1 riboswitch is annotated in these 574 nt (G+C 35.8%).

Annotation, left to right across the window (positions count from 1 at the left end):
• The first annotated feature begins 123 nt into the window (after positions 1-123).
• Positions 124-237, top strand: a riboswitch (SAM riboswitch).
• Positions 238-574 lie beyond the last annotated feature (337 nt).

The following is a 574-nucleotide window of genomic DNA, read 5'->3' as shown; positions in this document are numbered from 1 at the left end:
CTGTAATACAACAAGTTAATAAATATCCAAAATATAATTTTGGATATTTATTAACTTAAATCTACATTTGCGATATCATTTAGCGAAAGCTAACCAAGTCAACCTTCCTTAATAAAAAGGTTTGATTTATAAAGAAGTGGCGAGAGACAGGCTCTTTGACCCACTGGCAACCCTCCCAAGATGGAGAAGGTGCCAATTCCTGACCAAAAGACATGGTGTCGTTTGGAAAGATAAATTGAAACAAAATGAAAACTGTAAGCATTACTTCAAATCTGTTTAATTATTGTTATCCTCAGCAGGCTAATTGCATGTGCTGTTGCATACTATAATTTACAAATCTTCCTTTTGCATTTCACATTCATACGGAAGGYCCCTTGCAGGGGTACGCTTAACAACGGTATACGTTTCCGAAGCTAAAATCTCCGCAACGTATCGACTCAAAAACATAACAGGAACCACTTAAAACTAAATATAACATGTCAACATCACATAAATTCGAAACATTACAAGTACATGCAGGTCAGGAAATTGATCCTACTACAGGATCAAGAGCTGTTCCAATATACCAAACTAC

This window comes from Pedobacter sp. 05L430 (assembly GCF_056397585.1).
The sequence above is the reverse complement of the archived record's forward strand: the minus strand, read 5'-3'. Positions and strand labels throughout refer to the sequence as shown.